The organism is Vibrio sinensis (assembly GCF_003605645.1).
Classification (GTDB): Bacteria; Pseudomonadota; Gammaproteobacteria; order Enterobacterales; family Vibrionaceae; genus Vibrio; species Vibrio sinensis.
In genome coordinates, this window is record NZ_QVMU01000088.1 from 1 (window position 1) to 925 (window position 925).

Consider the following 925-nt stretch of genomic DNA (forward strand, 5'->3'; position numbering starts at 1 on the left):
ACGGAGGCGACATTCGTCGACCCCACACAGACCATACCACAACACAATACCAACTCACATCAATACCAACTCACATCGCACACAACAACCAGCAACAAAACAAACACAATCACTAGCATGACCACCATTACACAAACACTGACACCAACTACAATACCAATTTCACACCACCAACACCAACACCAACACCAACACCAACACCACCACTAATCACCCACTCATCTAGTTCAGAATGCAGTCGAATCAGTCAGAGATTTGTTCCGACGAGTTTTGCATCGGTCTACATCGACACTGACTGGTCGTCAGGCAGTTGCATGGTAGACGTTTGAGTCCCTTGTTGGCAATATTCTGGTGATGAATTGCACTCGTGTGTCTTGTTCCCTATGTCCACATAGTGCGATCAGTTCGGTGATGATTGAGGAGCGTGTTTGCACGGAGAATTGGTTGGTATTCGCCAACTGCGTTGTCAAACAACATAGTGGAATTTCGAGTCTGACAGTTGATCAATTCAACGCGTCAAATGTGTTGTGGGTGAGAATGAGGTGATCAGGGAGTGAGTGCGTGAGTTAGGACGTGTGGAATGTGTGAAGAGAGTGTTTGACACAGTGGTGTATATGTATAGTGTAAATTCGAATGGAGTGTGGTGGAATTGACGTGTGGTAGTGGACAGTGGACGTGTAGTCGTTGGATGGAGAGATGATTGTGGAGTGGYATATTGCCACAGGGATTGAGAGTAATCCGGGTGTGTGTTGGTGGAGTAGTTGTACAGTGTGAGTGTATTGATGGATGTGTGACGAAGCGAGTGTTGATGTTGTTGATTTGTTTCGTCAGAAGTGGGAAGCGCCTCCGGGTGGGCTCGAACCACCAACCTTTCGGTTAACAGCCGAACGCGCTAACCGGTTGCGCCACGGAGGCGACATTCGTC

1 tRNA gene is annotated in these 925 nt (G+C 47.8%); it reads right to left on the reverse strand.

The window, feature by feature from the left end:
- Positions 1–841: 841 nt before the first annotated feature.
- A tRNA-Asn gene (locus tag DZ860_RS25315) sits at positions 842–915 on the reverse strand.
- Between the last annotated feature and the right edge of the window lie 10 nt (positions 916–925).